Genomic DNA, 15,230 nt, shown 5'->3' with positions numbered 1-15,230 from the left:
CACATCACCAGGAATGATGTGACGGCGGAGACGACGCATGGAGCTCGGAGACATCGATCTCAACCAACTCGTGCTGTTCCACCACTTGATGGCGGAACGCCGGGTGTCCAGGGTGGCGGAGCTGATGGAGCTCACGCAGCCGGCCGTCAGCAACACGCTGGCCAAGCTGCGCAAGCAGTTCGGTGACGAGCTTTTCGTGCGAACGCCCAAGGGCATGATGCCCACGCCGTTTGCCGAGCAGCTGGCGGAGCCCATCGGCTACGCGCTCTCGATGATTCACAGCGGCATCAACCAGCGCGTGGAGTTCGACCCCGCCCAGGTGCAGCGCGCCATGACCATCGGCATGACCGACATCGGCGAGATCGTCTTTCTGCCTCGCCTGATGGAGCGCCTCAGCCGGGAAGCCCCCGGCATCACCTTGAACACGGTTCGCAACACCGCCGTGAACCTCCGGGACGACATGGAGGCCGGCCGCGTCGACCTCGCCATCGGCCTGCTGCCCATGCTCAAGGCCGGCTTCTTCCAGCGGCGCCTCTTCAGCCAGCGCTACGTCTGCCTGTTCCGGCGTGGGCACGCGGTGGAGAAACGCAAGCTCACGCTCAACGACTTCCGCAACGCCGAGCACCTCGTCATCGTCTCGGCCGGCACGGGCCATGGCAAGGTCGACGAACTGATACGCCGGGCGGGCATCAACCGCACGGTGCGGCTCTCTGTGCCGCACTTCGTCAGCGTCGGGCACATCCTGCAGGATTCCGATCTCGTGGCCACCGTGCCGGAGCGGTTGGCGCAGCAATTGGCCGGCCCTTTCAACCTCAGCTACCTGCCGCATCCAGTCAAGCTGCCGGACATTGCGATCAACGTCTTCTGGCATGCCCAAGCCCATCGTGCGCCGGCCAACCAATGGCTCCGTGGCGTGATCTGCGAGATGTTCGGCGGCGACTGAAGCTTGGCGCCGCATGGCGCGGGCAAGACAAAGCAGTGAGCCGCCACCATCGTCACGTCTGAAATCTGTGGGTAATCACGTCGACTTGGACAGCGACCTGCTTGCGATTCGGGCCGCTGCCTGGGCCAGGAGCCGCACCTGCGAAATCAGCCTAGGACTTCCCGACGCTGCAGGTCATTGTTTTGGTTCGCAAACGGCATCCTCCCAGACGCCGTTTTTGAGGATCTGGTGCGGCCTGAATCCGGCCTTGTAGGCCATCTTGGGGCTCTCCTCGATCCAGTAGCCCAGGTAGAGGTGGCTGAGCTTGAGCTCCTTGGCCTGCTGGATCTGCCACAGCACGCCATAGGTGCCGAAGCTGCCCGGCACGTCCGGGTCGTAGAAGGTGTAGACCGCCGACAGGCCGTCGTTGAGGATGTCCAGGATGGACACCATGCGCAGCGGCGTGCTGCCGTCAGGCATGGTTTCGCGGAACTCTACGAGGCGGGAGTTGATGCGCGACTGCAGCAGGAACTGGGTGTACTGGTCAACGCTGTCATGGTCCATGCCGCCGCCAGAGTGCCGGCCGGCCTGGTAGCGCAGGTACAGCGCGTAGTGCTCGGGCGAATAGCCCAGGCGCATGACCTTGGCCTGCAGGTGGCGATGCGCCTTCCAGGCCCGCTTCTGGCTGCGGGTGGCCTCGAAGCTGGCGACCGGCACGCGCAGCGCGATGCAGGCGCGGCACTGGTCGCAGTAGGGGCGGTAGGTGAAGAGCCCGCTGCGGCGAAAACCCGCGGCAACCAGGTTGGAATAGGCGTCGGCGTGGATCAGGTGGCTGGGCGTGGCGACCTGGGAACGCGCCTGGCGGCCCGCCACATAGCTGCACGGGTAGGCGGCCGTGGCATAGAACTGGATCTGCGCGAGCGGCAGTTCTTTGGGATGGGTCACGTCGAGGTCAGAAGCCTGTGCCAGTAGTCCGGATGATAGGTCCAGGGGCCGGGCGTAGGTCCACCCACGTGGGTGGCGAGGTGGTCCTCGAAGGCTGCCCGTGGGACTTCTGCCGCACCCAGCGAGGCCAGGTGGGGGGTGTTCTGCTGGCAGTCGATCCAGGGGATGCCGAACTGGCGGCACAGGCAGATCAGGGCGCAAAGGGCGATCTTGGAGGCGTCGGTGCGGCGCATGAACATGGATTCGCCATAGAACATGCGCCCCAGGTTGACGCCGTACAGGCCGCCGGCGAGTTCGCCCTCCATCCAGGTCTCGATGCTGTGCATGGCCGGCCAGGCGAGATAGGCAGCCTGCAGTTCGGGCACGATCCAGGTGCCTGACTGACCCTCGCGCGGCGCGCTGGCGCAGGCACGCAGCACGGTGGCGCGATCAAAGTCGACGCGGATCTCACAGCCGGGCGTGGAGGCAAAGCGTGCCACCGTCTTGCGCAGCGAGCGCGAAAGCTTGAAGTCGGCCGTCTTCAGCACCATGCGCGGGTCGGGCGCCCACCACAGCGGCGGCTGGCCGGGGCCGTACCAGGGGAAGATGCCGCGCCGGTAGGCCGCTTCCAGGCGCTCGGGGTCCAGGGTGCCGCCGGCGGCAAGCAGGCCGGGGGCATCGGTGCCAGGGCCCAGCGCCCGCGAGCTGGGTGGAAAGTCGAGGGAAGCTTCGTCAAGCCAGTCGATCATGGAGCCATGGTAAGTTGGCGCCCATGATCACCGTCTATGGCATTCCCAACTGCGACACCGTCAAGAAGGCGCGCTCCTGGCTGGCCGAACAAGGCCTGGAAGTCGCTTTTCATGACTTCAAGAAACAGGGCGTACCGGCCGAGCTGCTGCCGACCTGGATCAAGGCCTTTGGCCGCGACAGGATCGTCAACCGCGCCGGTAACACCTGGCGCAAGCTGGACGACGCCGCGAAGGCCGCCGTCACTGACGACGCGTCGGCCATGGCGCTGATGCTGACCGAGCCCAGCGTCATCAAGCGGCCCGTCGTGCGCTGGCCGGACGGCCACTGGACGCTCGGATTTGGTGCGGAATCGTTCGAGAAGAGTGCATTGAATGCACCAAAGAAGAGCTGAACGATTGCCTGCGCTGCTCTCTGGCCGCAAATTTACGCCTTAAAAGCGGGCATTGAATTTGCAATTTCGGTGCGGTTTGGTTCGGATTGGTGCATGTCGCCCAAGTCTGGAGCCGCCGGCCGGAGGCAGCGTTGGAGTCATCGATCAAGCAGGGCGCAGACGCGCTCTTCATCCTACTGGGCGCCATCATGGTGCTCGCCATGCATGCGGGCTTTGCCTTCCTCGAACTGGGCACCGTGCGCAAGAAGAACCAGGTCAATGCCCTGGTCAAGATCCTGGTGGACTTCGCGGTGTCCACGCTGGCCTATTTCCTGGTCGGCTACCTGGTCGCCTACGGCAGCCACTTCTTCGCCGGCGCCGAGCAGTTGGCGCAGAAGAACGGCTATGAGCTGGTCAAGTTCTTCTTCCTGCTGACTTTCGCGGCGGCCATTCCCGCCATCGTGTCGGGCGGCATTGCCGAGCGGGCCCGCTTCGGCCCGCAACTGGCCGCCACCTGCGTCATCGTTGGCTTCATCTACCCGGTGTTCGAAGGCGTGGCCTGGAACCAGGCCTTCGGCATCCAGGCCTGGCTGAAGGCCGCCACGGGCGCCGAGTTCCATGACTTCGCCGGCAGCGTCGTTGTGCATGCCGTGGGCGGCTGGATAGGTCTCGCCGCCGTGCAGCTGCTCGGCCCGCGCCTGAACCGCTACCGCAAGGACGGCGCGATGAGCGCCCACCCGCCGTCAAGCATCCCTTTCCTGGCCCTGGGCGCCTGGGTGCTGACGGTGGGCTGGTTCGGCTTCAACGTGATGAGCGCGCAGACGCTGGACAAGCTTTCCGGCCTGGTCGCCGTCAATTCGTTGATGGCCATGGCCGGCGGCACGTTGGTAGCCGTGCTGCTGGGCCGCAATGACCCCGGCTTTGCCTACAACGGCCCGCTGGCCGGCCTGGTGGCCGTCTGCGCCGGCTCGGACGTCATGCATCCGCTCGGCGCCCTGGTCACCGGCGGCATTGCCGGCTGGGTGTTCGTGCAGTTCTTCACCCTGACGCAGAACCGCTGGAAGATCGACGACGTGCTGGGCGTCTGGCCGCTGCACGGCCTGTGCGGCGCCTGGGGCGGCATCGCTTGCGGCGTCTTTGGGCAGAAGGCGCTGGGCGGCATCGGCGGCGTGTCCTTCAGCGCTCAGTTGATCGGCACGCTGGGTGGCGTGACCTGGGCGCTGGCCGGCGGTTTCGTTGTCTATGGCGCCATCAAACGCATCACCGGCCTGCGGCTGGATGCGGAACAGGAGTTCGAAGGCGCCGACCAATCCATCCACAAGATCGGCTCGACGCCGGACCGTGAGGTCAGCTGGTAAGCTGGCCCGAACGCTGTTCAAAAAGGCCTCCCTGGAGGCCTGTTTTCCATGTTCACAGGCATTGTCCAGGGCGTCGCCCGCGTCGAATCCATCGAGGCCCGTGAGGGCCTGCACACCCTGCATCTGAAGTTCCCGCAGGGCTTCGACGCTGAGCTGGCCATTGGCGCCAGCGTCTCCTGCGACGGCGTCTGCCTGACCGTCACCGAGCGGCCAGCACCCGGTGTGGCCAGCTTTGACGTGATGGCGCAGACGCTCAGCCTCACCACGCTGGGCGGCCTGATGGCGGGCTCTGGCCTGAACGTCGAGCGCGCGGCCCGGGAAGGCGTCGAGATCGGCGGCCATCCGCTGTCCGGCCACGTGGACGTCTCCGCCCGCATTGCCGAGATCCGCAAGCCCGACAACAACCACGTCATCCGCTTCGCGCTGCCCGCGCCGTGGATGCGTTATGTCTTTGCCAAGGGCTATATCGGCGTCAACGGCTGCAGCCTGACCGTCGCCGAGGCCCGGCGCGAGCGCGACGGGTCGGGCTGGTTCGAGGTGTGGCTCATTCCCGAGACGCTGCGCATGACGACCTTTGGCGACAAGGGTGTGGGCGACGCCATCCACATCGAGATCGAGCGAAGCACGCAGGTGGTCGTCGACACGGTGCGCGACGCGCTGGACGAGAAGCTGGGCCCGCTGCTGCCTGTGCTGGAGGCGATTGCGCGGGAGCGCGGCATCGACATCACTCAGCTCGCGATAAGCAAATCTTGATGCTTTCTTGATACCCCCCGCCTCGATCTTGGCGAGGCTTTGAGGGCGCAATTTCCAGAATCACTTCCATCGTTATGGAGGTGTCATGGACATCATGTTTCTGGTTCTGGGCGCGGCTCTCGCGCTGTTGACCGGGCTCGCGGCCTGGGGCTGCGAAAAATTGGCGAGGAGGAAGTCATGAGTGGCTTCGAACTCGCCGCCGCCATCCTCGTCGTCGGGCTTGTCGGCTATCTGTTCTGGGCGCTGCTGTTCCCGGAGGACTTGTCATGAGTACCTCGGCCTGGGTCCAGCTCATCGTCTTTCTTGTCGTGCTGCTCGTGCTGGCCTGGCCACTGGCACGCTGGATTCACGCGGCCATGGAAGGCCGCGTCGGGTGGCTGCGCCGCGTCGAGCGCGGCCTGCTCAAGCTGGCCGGCGTGGATGCCGACGCCGAGCAAGGCTGGCTGCGCTATGCCCTCGGCCTGCTCGTCTTCAATGCCCTCGGCATCGCTGCCGTCTATGCGCTGCAGCGCCTGCAGCATCTGCTGCCGCTGAACCCGCAGGGCCTGGCCGCGGTGTCGCCAGACTCGGCCTTCAACACTGCCATCAGCTTCGTGACCAACACGAACTGGCAGGGCTATGGCGGTGAGTCGACGATGAGCTATCTGACGCAGATGCTCGCGCTGACGGTGCAGAACTTCCTGTCGGCCGCTACCGGCATCGCTGTCGTCATCGCCTTCGTGCGTGGCTTCGCGCGCCACAGCGCCCAGGCCATCGGCAACGTCTGGGCCGACCTGACCCGCGCCGCGCTGTGGGTGCTGCTGCCGCTGTCCTTCGTCTTCGCCATCGTTCTCGCCGGCATGGGCGTCGTGCAGACGCTCAAGCCTTATCAGGACGTCACGACCATTGAGGCTCAGACATGGCAGGAGCCCAAGCTCGACGAAGCCGGCCAGCCGCTGAAGGGCGCCGACGGTCAGCCCGTCATGGAAGACAAGCACGGCCAGAGCCAGCGCATTGCTCTCGGTCCGGTCGCTTCGCAGCTCGCCATCAAGATGCTGGGCACCAACGGCGGTGGCTTCTTCAACGCCAACTCGGCCCACCCCTTCGAGAACCCGACCGCGGCGACCAATGCGCTGCAGATGCTGTCCATCTTCCTGATCCCGGCGGCGCTGTGCTTCGTGCTGGGCCGCCAGGTTGGCGACATGCGCCAGGGTTGGGCGCTGCTGGGGGCGATGACGGCGATGTTCGTTGTCGCCGTCGTCATCGCCACGTCGGCCGAGCAGGCCGGCAACCCGCATCTCGCAGCGCTGGGTGTCGACTCGGCCCAGACGGCCACGCAGTCGGGCGGCAACATGGAGGGCAAGGAAGTGCGCTTCGGCATCGACGCCTCTTCGCTGTTCGCCGTCATCACGACGGCCGCCAGCTGCGGCGCCGTCAACGCCATGCACGACAGCTTCACGCCGCTGGGCGGGGCCGTGCCCATGGTACTGATGCAGCTCGGCGAGGTCGTCTTCGGCGGCGTCGGCGCGGGTCTGTACGGCATGCTGGTGTTCGCCATCCTGGCCGTCTTCGTCGCCGGGTTGATGATTGGCCGCACGCCTGAATACCTCGGCAAGAAGATCGAGGCGCACGAGATGAAGATGGTCTCGCTGGCCATCCTGCTGACGCCATTGGCGGTGCTCATCGGCACGGCCGTCGCCGTGATCGTGGAGCCCGGCAAGGCCGGCATCGCGGCGCCTGGCGCGCATGGCTTCAGCGAGGCGCTGTACGCGCTCTCGTCCGCCGGCAACAACAACGGCAGCGCCTTCGCCGGCCTGTCGGCCAACACGCCCTTCTACAACGGGCTGCTGGCCCTGGTGATGTGGATAGGCCGCTTCGGCGTCATCGTGCCGGTGCTGGCCATGGCCGGCTCGCTGGCGGGCAAGAAGCGGCTGGCGGCGGGCGAGGGCACCCTGCCCACGCATGGCCCCCTCTTCGTCGTGCTGCTGATCGGCGCCGTGCTGCTGGTCGGTCTTCTGAACTATGTGCCGGCGCTGGCCCTGGGCCCCGTCGTCGAGCACCTCATCCTCTGGAGCAAATCATGAGTGCCCCCGAACCTGTCGCTGTGCGCCAGGCCCCCCGAGGGGGGCAAGAGAGCTCGGGAGCGGCCCGTCGCTCTCTTGAGACTCGCGCTGGTTTTTCCCTCCTCGACCCGGCGCTGACTCGTGCCGCCCTGGTCGACGCCTTCCGCAAGCTGGACCCGCGCACGCAATTGCGCAACCCGGTGATGTTCGTGGTCTATCTCGGCAGCCTGTTGACGACGGCGCTGTCCGTCGCGCAACCGAACGGCTTCGTTGTCGCGGTAACGGTCTGGTTGTGGTTCACCGTGCTGTTCGCCAACTTCGCCGAGGCTCTGGCCGAGGGCCGCAGCAAGGCGCAAGCGGCGTCGCTGCGCGGGTTGAAAAAGGAAACCTGGGCCAAGTTGACCGACGACTGGAAGCCCGGTGCGCCACGTGACACGATCAAGTGGCACCCCCGCGAGGCCGGCACGCTGCGCAAGGGCGAAGTCGTGCTGATCGAGGCCGGCGATGTCGTGCCGGCCGATGCCGAGGTCATCGACGGCGTCGCCTCGGTGGACGAGAGCGCCATCACCGGCGAGTCCGCACCCGTCATCCGCGAGAGCGGCGGCGACTTCTCGGCGCTGACTGGCGGCACCCGCGTGCTGTCCGACTGGGTCGTGGCCCGCGTGGCCGTGAACCCSGGCGAGACCTTTGTCGACCGCATGATCKCSATGGTCGAGARCGCCAAGCGCAAGAAGACGCCCAACGAGATCGCGCTGACCATCCTGCTGGTCGCGCTGACGCTGGTCTTCCTGGGTGTCTGCACCACGCTGCTGCCGTTCTCGCAGTTCAGCGTGGCGGTGGCCGGCGCGGGCGAGCCGGTCAGCCTCGTCGTGCTGGTGGCGCTGTTGGTCTGCCTGATTCCGACCACCATCGCCGGCCTGCTGTCGGCCGTCGGTGTGGCCGGCATGAGCCGCATGCTGCAGGCCAATGTCATCGCCACCTCGGGCCGCGCTGTTGAAGCCGCGGGCGACGTCGACGTGTTGCTGCTGGACAAGACCGGCACCATCACGTTGGGCAACCGCCAGGCCGATGCGTTCTGGCCGGTAGAAGGCGCCAGCGAGGCTCAGCTCGCCGAGGTGGCGCGCCTGGCGTCGCTGGCCGACGAGACGCCCGAGGGCCGCAGCATCGTGGCGCTTGCCGACCGCAAGTTCGGCGCGGCCACGGCCACGGCCACGGAACGGGGCGAGTTCGTGCCCTTCACGGCGCAGACGCGCATGAGCGGCGTGGATCTTGGCGCCCGCCGGATCCGCAAGGGTGCTGGCAGCGCGGTGCGCGCTCACGTTGAAGCCCTGGGCGGCCGCTGGCCGGCCAGCGTGCAGGCCAGCGTCGACGAGGCCGCCCGCCGGGGCAGCACGCCGCTGGTTGTCGTCGATGACGTGCGGGTGCTCGGCGTCGTCGAACTCAAGGACATCGTCAAGCCCGGCATCAAGGAGCGCTTTGCGCAGATGCGCCGCATGGGCATCAAGACGGTCATGGTCACCGGCGACAACCGGCTGACGGCCGCAGCCATCGCCGCCGAGGCTGGCGTGGACGACTTCCTCGCCGAGGCCACGCCCGAGGCCAAGCTGGCGCTGATCCGCGAGCACCAGGCCCAGGGCAGGCTGGTGGCCATGACCGGCGACGGCACCAATGACGCCCCGGCGCTGGCCCAGGCCGACGTGGCCGTCGCGATGAACAGCGGCACCCAGGCCGCGAAAGAGGCCGGCAACATGGTCGACCTGGACAGCAACCCGACCAAGCTCATCGAGATCGTCGAGACGGGCAAGCAGATGCTGATGACGCGTGGGTCGCTGACGACCTTCAGCATCGCCAACGACCTGGCCAAATACTTCGCCGTGCTGCCGGCGGCCTTCGTGTCGACCTATCCGCAGCTCGGCGCGCTGAACGTCATGCGCCTGGCCAGTCCCAACTCGGCCATCCTGTCGGCGGTCATCTTCAACGCGTTGATCATCGTCGTGCTGATCCCGCTGGCGCTGAAGGGCGTGCGCTACCGCGCCATCGGCGCCGCCGCGCTGCTGCGTCGCAACCTGCTCGTCTACGGCCTGGGCGGCGTCATCGTCCCCTTCATCGGCATCAAGGCCATCGATCTGCTGCTCGTGGCCCTTCACCTTGCTTGAATCATGAACACCCAACTCCGCCCCGCATTGACCCTGTTCGTGCTGCTCAGCCTCGTCACCGGCCTGGCCTACCCGCTGGCCGTCACCGGCCTGGCGCAGGCGCTCTTTCCCCATGCGGCCAATGGCAGCCTCTTCATCCAGGACGGCAGGCCGATCGGCTCCGAGCTGATCGGCCAGGCCTTCACCGACCCCGGGCATTTCTGGAGCCGCCCCTCGGCCACCGCGCCCTCGCCCTACAACGCGGCCAACTCCGGCGGCTCCAATCTCGCGCCGACGGCGCCGGCCATGGTCGATGCGGTCAAGGCGCGCATCGACGCCTTGCGCGCGGCCGACCCGGGCAACCTGGCGCCGGTGCCGGTCGACCTCGTCACCGCCTCCGCCAGCGGCCTGGACCCCCACATCAGCCGGGCCGCCGCCGACTACCAGCTCCCCCGCGTCGCCCGGGCACGTGGGCTGCCACGGGAGCAGGTGAGGGCGCTGGTCGAGCAGCACACCGAGGGCCGCCGGCTCGGCTTCCTCGGCGAGCCGCGCGTCAACGTGCTGGCCCTGAACCTCGCGCTGGAGCGTGCGACGATCACCGCAAGATGACTCCAGGCAGACCGCCATGCTGATCAACAGCGCCGTGTACGAGGATGGCCGCATCGTGGCCGAGCCCAGCCTGGAGGGGGTGTCCGAGGCGCTGGAGAGAACGAGCGGCTTTGTCTGGATCGCGCTGCGCGACCCGAGCGATGAGGAGCTCAACCTGCTGCAGCACGAGCTGGACTTGCCGCCATTGGCCGTCGAGGATGCCCGCAAGGGCCATCAGCGGCCCAAAGTGGAAGAGTACGGCGACATGCTGTTCGCCGCGATGCATCTGCTGGAGACCAGCACCGACGGCTTGGAGGTGGGCGAGGTGCACGTCTTCGTCGGCGCGCGCTTCATCGTCTCGGTACGCCACCGCAGCAGCCAGGGTTTCCTGGGCGTGCGCGGGCGTGCGGAGCGCGAGCCGCATCTGCTGCGCCAGGGGCCAGGTTTCGTCTTCTACGCACTGATGGACGCCGTCGTGGACCGCTACTTCCCGCTCATCGACGCCATCGAGGCCGAATTGGAGCAACTGGAAGCGACCATGTTCCAGCCCCATCAGGATCGCCAGTCCGTCGTGCAGCGCCTGTTCGCGCTGAAGCAGCGCCTGGCCACGCTGCGCCATGCCGTCACGCCGCTGCTGGAGGTGACGGCCAAGCTGCACGGTGGCCGCGTGCCCGTCGTCTGCAAGGCCCTGCAGGACTACTTCCGCGACGTCTACGACCACCTGCTGCGCATCCAGGCCAGCATCGACGCCGCGCGCGAAACCATCATCGCGGCGACCCAGGTCAACCTCACCCTGGTCACGCTGGACGAGTCCCTCGTCACCAAACGCCTGGCCGCCTGGGCCGCCATCTTTGCGGCGTCCACGGCCCTGGCGGGCATCTGGGGGATGAACTTCGAGCACATGCCCGAGCTGAAATGGACGTTGGGCTACCCGATGGCGCTGGGCGTGATCGTCCTCGTCAGCGGGGCGCTGTACTGGCGCTTCAAGCGCCTCGGATGGTTGTGACCGACACCCGCCCCGACCCCGACGCGCTGCTGGCCCAGTTGCAGCGCGACGAAGCCGCCGCCCAGCGCGGCCGGCTGAAGATCTTCTTCGGCGCCAACGCGGGTGTTGGAAAAACCTTCGCCATGCTGGCCGCCGCGCATGCGGCTCGCGCCCAAGGCCGGGTGGTGCGCATCGGCGTCGTCGAGACCCACGGCCGCGCCGACACCGAGGCCATCGCGCGCGATCTGCCGCGCCTGGCGCTGAAGGACATCGTCCACCGCGGCCAGACTCTGCGCGAGTTCGACCTCGATGCCGCGCTGGCCTGGGGCCGCGAGCAAGCGGGCGGCGTGCTCCTGCTGGATGAGCTGGCCCACAGCAACGCGCCGGGCTCGCGCCACGCCAAGCGCTGGCAGGACGCGCAGGAGCTGTGCGAGGCCGGCATCGAGGTCTGGACGACGCTGAACGTGCAGCACCTGGAGAGCCTGAACGACGTCGTTGGCGGCATCACCGGCATCCGTGTCTGGGAAACCCTGCCCGACAAGGTCTTCGATGCGGCCGACGAGGTGGTCGTCGTCGACCTGCCGCCCGACGAGCTGCTGCAGCGGCTCAAGGAAGGCAAGGTCTATTTGCCGAACCAGGCCGAGCGCGCCGCCAAAAATTTCTTCCGCAAGGGCAATTTGCTGGCCCTGCGCGAGCTGGCCCTGCGCCGCACGGCGGACCGCGTGGATGACCAGATGCAGGCCTACCGGCGCGAGCACAGCGCCGGGACGGTGTGGCCCAACCGCGAGTCGCTGCTGGCCTGCATCGGCCCGGCGGCGGCGAGCGAAAAGGTCGTGCGCAGCGCCGCCCGGCTGGCGCAGCAGCTCGGGCTGGACTGGCATGCCGTGCACGTGCAGACGGCCCAGGGCCTGAGCGACGCCGCCCGCCAGCGCGTGCAGCGCACGCTGGAGCTGGCGCAGTCGCTCGGTGCCCGCACCGCCGAACTGTCGGCGCCCGAGGTCGCCGCGGCCCTGGTGGGCTATGCGCGCGAGCACAACCTGGCCCGCCTCGTGGTGGGCCGGCGCGAGCAGGCCTGGCGCTGGCCTGGCCGGCCGTCCCTGGCCGAGGCGTTGAGCCGCCTGGCCGACGAGATGGACGTGTTGCAGGTGGCGCTGCCCACCGGTGCGCGCGAGCAGCCCGCGGCGGCGACGCGTGGTGCCCTGATTCCTCTGCAGGCCTGGCGCGGCCATGCGGCGGCGCTGGCGGGCGTCGCGCTGACGACGGCCCTGGCCCACGTGTTGCTGGGTTTCATGGCGCCGACCAATATCGCCATGCTCTATCTGCTCAACGTTGTTGGCGTTGCGCTGCGCTTTGGCCGCGGGCCGGCGGCGCTGGCGGCGCTGCTCGGCGTGGCTGCCTTCGACTTCGCCTTCGTCGAGCCGAGAGGGTCGTTTGCCGTCGGCGATGCGCAATATCTCGTCACCTTCGCCGTGCTGCTGCTCGTCGGCCTCGTCATCGGCCAGCTCGCGGCCGGGCTGCAGGCCCAGGCCCGCGCGGCCCAGGAGCGTGAGCGGCGCGTGCGCGGCCTGTACACGATGTCGCGCGACCTCGGTGCCGCGCTGGTGGTGGAACAGGTTGCCGAGATCGCGACGCGCTTCCTGCGCGCCGAGTTCGGCGCCGCCTCGGCCGTGCTGGCGCCGCCGCCAGGGGCCACGCCCGGCCGCGAGATGCTGGTGGCGCTGCCGGGCGCAGGCGTGCAGCCGGACCTGGGTGTCGCCCAATGGGCCTTCGACCATGGCCAGCCGGCAGGGCAGGGCACCGACACGCTGCCGGCCAGCCCCTGCCTGATGCTGCCGCTGACCGCGCCGATGCGGCTGCGTGGCGTGCTGGCCGTCCAAGGGCAGGGCCGCCGCTGGTCGCCCGAGGAGCGCGAGCTGCTGGACACCTGTGCAGCGCTGCTGGCCATTTCGCTGGAGCGCATCCACTACATCGAGGTGGCCCAGCAGAGCACGTTGCAGATCGAGTCCGAGCGGCTGCGAAATTCGCTGCTGACGGCCGTGTCCCACGATCTGCGCACGCCGCTGGCCGCGCTGGTGGGGCTGGCGGATGCGCTCAAGCTCACGCCGCTGAACACGCCTCAGGCCGAGGTGGCCGACGCGATGCGTCGCTCGGCGCTGCGCATGACTGCGCTGGTCGGCAACCTGCTCGACATGGCGCGGCTTCAATCCGGCACGGTGCAGCTGAACCGGCATTGGCTGCCGCTGCAAGAGGTCGTCGGCAGCGCACTGGCGAGCCTGGAAGAAGCCTTGATCGACCGCGAGGTTGTCGTGGATCTGCCGGCGGACCTGCCCCTGGTCGAGCTGGACGCCGTGCTGATCGAGCGCGTGCTCGTCAACCTGCTGGAGAACGCGGCCAAGTACGCGGCCGGCGCCATCCGCATCCGGGCGCGCACGGCGGGGCGGCATGTCGAGATCGACGTCAGCGACGCCGGCCCTGGGTTTCCCGCGGGCCTCGAGGACAAGCTCTTCGACAAGTTCGAGCGCGGCGACCGCGAGAGCGCCACGCCCGGTGTCGGCCTGGGCCTGGCCATCTGCAAGGCCATCGTGGAGGCGCATGACGGCCGTATCAGCGCCCACAATGTCGCGACCGGCGGTGCCTGTGTGCGAGTGGAACTGCCGCTCGGCCAGCCGCCGGCGGAGAAACCAGAGTGAGCGCTGCACGCGTGTTGATGATCGAGGACGAACCGGAGATCCGGCGCTTCGTGCGCATGGCGCTGGAGAGCGAAGGCCTGGAGGTCTTCGAGGCGGCGACGTTGCAACGCGGGTTGATCGACTCGGCCACGCGCCGTCCCGAGCTGGTTGTGCTGGACCTGGGCCTGCCCGATGGCGATGGCCTGGACTTCATCCGCGAGTTCCGCGGCTGGTCGCAGGCGCCCGTCCTGGTGCTGTCGGCCCGTGAGGGCGAGGACCGCAAGGTGCAGGCCCTGGACGCCGGCGCCGACGACTACCTCGTCAAGCCCTTTGGCGTGGCCGAACTGCTGGCCCGCGTGCGCGTGCAACTGCGCAGGCACGGCGGCGGCGGCAACGACGCCGACCCGGTGCTGCGCTTTGGTGACGTCGCCATGGACCGCGCGTTACGCACGGTCACCAAAGCCGGCGAAGAGCTGCACCTGACGCCCATCGAATACCGGCTGCTGCAGGAGCTTGCCAACGCTCCGGGACGCGTGTTGACCCACCAGCACCTGCTCAAGGCGGTCTGGGGCCCGGGCCATGCCGAGGACGTGCATTACGTGCGCGTGCACATGGCCAATCTGCGCAAGAAGCTCGAGGCCGATCCCAACCGGCCGCAGTGGCTGGTGACCGAGGCGGGCGTGGGCTACCGGCTCAAGACATGAATCCGGAAGACCTGCTGAAGCTCGTCACGACCGAGATGCCCTTCGGCAAACACAAGGGCACGCTGATCGCGGACTTGTCCGGCAACTACCTGGGCTGGTTTGCGCGCGAAGGCTTTCCTAAGGGCGAGATCGGACGGCTGCTGGCCTTGATGTACGAGATGGATCACAACGACTTGCGGGGCCTGCTCAAGCCGCTGCGGGGGCGTGGCCGATGAAGCGGCTGCTGCTGGCGTTGGTGCTGGGGTCTGCGCTGGTGGTGGCCAGCCTGGCTGCCCGCGCTGAAGGCGATGGCCGCTTCACTGTCGTGCGCGTGGACCTCGCCACGCAGAAGCTGCGTCTGTTCTGGCAGGATGACCGGGGCCGGCCGCTGCGTCGGCTGGACAAGTTGTCGGCCTGGTTGAGAGGACAGGGCAAGACGCTGGCTTTCGGCATGAACGCCGGCATGTACCACGCGGACGCGAGCCCCGTCGGGCTGCTGGTCATCGACGGGCGCGAGCTCGCGCCGCTCAATCTATTGAGTGGAGAAGGCAACTTCTTTCTGAAGCCCAACGGTGTTTTCCTGCTGACGGCTCACGGAGCTCAGGTCGTCGACGCGGTGGACTACCCGGCGCTGCGCGAGGGTGTCCTGTTCGCCACCCAGTCCGGGCCGCTGCTGCTCAAGGACGGCCAGATCCATCCGGCCTTCAGCGCCAATTCGGCGTCGCGCTATATCCGCAACGGCGTCTGTGTGCTGGGTTCACAAGCCCTGTTCGTCATCACCGAGCAGCCCGTCACGCTGCACGAGTTCGCCAGCTTCTTTCGCGACGATTTGCACTGCAGGGAGGCGCTGTATCTTGACGGCGCCGTGTCCAGCCTCTACGCGCCCAGGCTCGGACGCAACGACCATTGGAGCGAGCTCGGGCCGCTGTTTGGCGTCGTCGATTGACGCCGGCCCAGGCCGCGCTTTCGCCGGCCTGAACCGCGCGGTGAGCGGTCTGTCGCAAGCGCGTTGGAGGCTGGCCTCTGGATCCCTAGGCTGCGCTCATTCACA

General features: G+C 67.9%; 15 protein-coding genes. 13 read left to right on the top strand and 2 right to left on the bottom strand.

The features are described from left to right. Nucleotides 1–37: 37 nt before the first annotated feature. A complete protein-coding gene (locus ACXJKM_RS21375; protein WP_056195933.1) occupies nt 38–943 on the top strand; it encodes a LysR family transcriptional regulator in 906 nt (301 codons plus the stop codon). Between the two features lie 174 nt (nt 944–1,117). Here ACXJKM_RS21375 and ACXJKM_RS21370 read toward each other — a convergent pair whose 3' ends face one another. Then, the gene (locus ACXJKM_RS21370) at nt 1,118–1,867 is read right to left on the bottom strand and encodes an arginyltransferase (protein ID WP_056195936.1); all 750 of its coding nucleotides are present in this window, start codon (nt 1,865–1,867) and stop codon (nt 1,118–1,120) included. Further along, nucleotides 1,864–2,595: a leucyl/phenylalanyl-tRNA--protein transferase gene (locus ACXJKM_RS21365; protein ID WP_056195939.1), complete on the bottom strand. Its 732-nt coding sequence runs from the start codon at nt 2,593–2,595 to the stop codon at nt 1,864–1,866. Before ACXJKM_RS21365 ends, ACXJKM_RS21370 begins: the two co-directional genes overlap by 4 nt. A 23-nt stretch (nt 2,596–2,618) precedes the next feature. On the opposite strand from ACXJKM_RS21365, the gene ACXJKM_RS21360 reads away from it, so the two are divergent. From ACXJKM_RS21360 to ACXJKM_RS21305, 12 genes are all read left to right on the top strand, one after another. Then, nucleotides 2,619–2,987, top strand: coding sequence for an ArsC family reductase (locus ACXJKM_RS21360; RefSeq protein WP_056195941.1), 369 nt, complete (start codon nt 2,619–2,621; stop codon nt 2,985–2,987). 131 nt (nt 2,988–3,118) lie between these two features. After that, nucleotides 3,119–4,324 (top strand): ammonium transporter, encoded by a 1,206-nt coding sequence (locus tag ACXJKM_RS21355; RefSeq protein WP_268795246.1) that lies wholly within the window; start codon nt 3,119–3,121, stop codon nt 4,322–4,324. 48 nt (nt 4,325–4,372) lie between these two features. Then, nucleotides 4,373–5,077 (top strand): riboflavin synthase subunit alpha, encoded by a 705-nt coding sequence (locus tag ACXJKM_RS21350; protein WP_457355021.1) that lies wholly within the window; start codon nt 4,373–4,375, stop codon nt 5,075–5,077. A 177-nt stretch (nt 5,078–5,254) separates the two neighbouring features. Continuing rightward, the gene (kdpF, locus tag ACXJKM_RS21345) at nt 5,255–5,347 is read left to right on the top strand and encodes a K(+)-transporting ATPase subunit F (RefSeq protein ID WP_082532572.1); all 93 of its coding nucleotides are present in this window, start codon (nt 5,255–5,257) and stop codon (nt 5,345–5,347) included. Next, nucleotides 5,344–7,140 carry a potassium-transporting ATPase subunit KdpA gene (gene kdpA, locus ACXJKM_RS21340; RefSeq protein WP_457355019.1) on the top strand — a complete coding sequence of 599 codons (1,797 nt, stop codon included), beginning with the start codon at nt 5,344–5,346 and terminating at the stop codon, nt 7,138–7,140. The genes kdpF and kdpA overlap by 4 nt, the downstream gene beginning before the upstream one ends. Continuing rightward, nucleotides 7,137–9,275 (top strand): potassium-transporting ATPase subunit KdpB, encoded by a 2,139-nt coding sequence (gene kdpB / locus ACXJKM_RS21335; protein ID WP_457355017.1) that lies wholly within the window; start codon nt 7,137–7,139, stop codon nt 9,273–9,275. Before kdpA ends, kdpB begins: the two co-directional genes overlap by 4 nt. Before the next feature lie 3 nt (nt 9,276–9,278). Next, on the top strand, nt 9,279–9,863 hold the full coding sequence (gene kdpC / locus ACXJKM_RS21330) for a potassium-transporting ATPase subunit KdpC (RefSeq protein ID WP_457355015.1): 585 nt from the start codon (nt 9,279–9,281) through the stop codon (nt 9,861–9,863). A gap of 16 nt (nt 9,864–9,879) precedes the next feature. Next, entirely contained in the window at nt 9,880–10,848 is a 969-nt protein-coding gene (corA, locus tag ACXJKM_RS21325; protein ID WP_457324986.1) for a magnesium/cobalt transporter CorA, read from the top strand. After that, a complete protein-coding gene (locus ACXJKM_RS21320) occupies nt 10,839–13,517 on the top strand; it encodes a DUF4118 domain-containing protein (RefSeq protein ID WP_200955259.1) in 2,679 nt (892 codons plus the stop codon). Before corA ends, ACXJKM_RS21320 begins: the two co-directional genes overlap by 10 nt. Before the next feature lie 17 nt (nt 13,518–13,534). Then, a complete protein-coding gene (locus ACXJKM_RS21315) occupies nt 13,535–14,200 on the top strand; it encodes a response regulator (RefSeq protein WP_056197196.1) in 666 nt (221 codons plus the stop codon). Beyond that, nucleotides 14,197–14,415, top strand: coding sequence for a DUF3820 family protein (locus tag ACXJKM_RS21310; RefSeq protein ID WP_056195958.1), 219 nt, complete (start codon nt 14,197–14,199; stop codon nt 14,413–14,415). Before ACXJKM_RS21315 ends, ACXJKM_RS21310 begins: the two co-directional genes overlap by 4 nt. Next, entirely contained in the window at nt 14,412–15,125 is a 714-nt protein-coding gene (locus ACXJKM_RS21305) for a phosphodiester glycosidase family protein (RefSeq protein WP_457355013.1), read from the top strand. Before ACXJKM_RS21310 ends, ACXJKM_RS21305 begins: the two co-directional genes overlap by 4 nt. The last annotated feature ends 105 nt before the right edge of the window (nt 15,126–15,230 follow it).

The organism is Roseateles sp. P5_D6 (assembly GCF_054049415.1).
Note: the sequence above shows the minus strand (reverse complement) of the source record. Positions and strands in the feature narration are given on the sequence as shown.

What these genes read in the sequence shown, in the direction of transcription:
- ACXJKM_RS21375 (WP_056195933.1), top strand. Translation starts at nt 38, where the DNA reads ATGGAGCTCGGAGACATCGATCTCAACCAACTCGTGCTGTTCCACCAC.
- ACXJKM_RS21305 (WP_457355013.1), top strand. Translation starts at nt 14,412, where the DNA reads ATGAAGCGGCTGCTGCTGGCGTTGGTGCTGGGGTCTGCGCTGGTGGTG.
- ACXJKM_RS21360 (WP_056195941.1), top strand. Translation starts at nt 2,619, where the DNA reads ATGATCACCGTCTATGGCATTCCCAACTGCGACACCGTCAAGAAGGCG.
- kdpA (WP_457355019.1), top strand. Translation starts at nt 5,344, where the DNA reads ATGAGTACCTCGGCCTGGGTCCAGCTCATCGTCTTTCTTGTCGTGCTG.
- ACXJKM_RS21350 (WP_457355021.1), top strand. Translation starts at nt 4,373, where the DNA reads ATGTTCACAGGCATTGTCCAGGGCGTCGCCCGCGTCGAATCCATCGAG.
- kdpF (WP_082532572.1), top strand. Translation starts at nt 5,255, where the DNA reads ATGAGTGGCTTCGAACTCGCCGCCGCCATCCTCGTCGTCGGGCTTGTC.
- ACXJKM_RS21320 (WP_200955259.1), top strand. Translation starts at nt 10,839, where the DNA reads ATGGTTGTGACCGACACCCGCCCCGACCCCGACGCGCTGCTGGCCCAG.
- ACXJKM_RS21310 (WP_056195958.1), top strand. Translation starts at nt 14,197, where the DNA reads ATGAATCCGGAAGACCTGCTGAAGCTCGTCACGACCGAGATGCCCTTC.
- corA (WP_457324986.1), top strand. Translation starts at nt 9,880, where the DNA reads ATGCTGATCAACAGCGCCGTGTACGAGGATGGCCGCATCGTGGCCGAG.
- ACXJKM_RS21365 (WP_056195939.1), bottom strand. Translation starts at nt 2,595, where the DNA reads ATGATCGACTGGCTTGACGAAGCTTCCCTCGACTTTCCACCCAGCTCG.
- kdpC (WP_457355015.1), top strand. Translation starts at nt 9,279, where the DNA reads ATGAACACCCAACTCCGCCCCGCATTGACCCTGTTCGTGCTGCTCAGC.
- ACXJKM_RS21315 (WP_056197196.1), top strand. Translation starts at nt 13,535, where the DNA reads ATGATCGAGGACGAACCGGAGATCCGGCGCTTCGTGCGCATGGCGCTG.